This is a genomic window from Oleiphilus sp. HI0125, from assembly GCF_001635355.1.
Map to the genome: position 1 here is coordinate 1 of NZ_LWGF01000586.1, position 265 is coordinate 265.

The 265-nt window shown below is 47.2% G+C and carries 1 tRNA gene; it reads left to right on the plus strand.

Features of this window, described 5'->3' with window-relative positions:
* The first annotated feature begins 166 nt into the window (after positions 1-166).
* Positions 167-242, plus strand: a tRNA-Lys gene (locus tag A3762_RS07210).
* The last annotated feature ends 23 nt before the right edge of the window (positions 243-265 follow it).

A 265-nucleotide genomic window follows, 5' to 3' on the forward strand; every position in this document is an offset into this window, starting at 1 on the left:
CAGTTGGCTTTTAACCAATTGGTCGCAGGTTCGAATCCTGCACGACCCACCACTTTTATATTTTTGAAGTGGTGCTCGGTACAACGAGCAGTGTCTGACTTTCCTTTCTAGGAATATATACTAAGGTGTGACACCAACCACGCCGCTCATCATGATGGTGATTCTCGGGTCGTTAGCTCAGTTGGTAGAGCAGTTGGCTTTTAACCAATTGGTCGCAGGTTCGAATCCTGCACGACCCACCACTTTCTTTCTCAGTACAAACTCC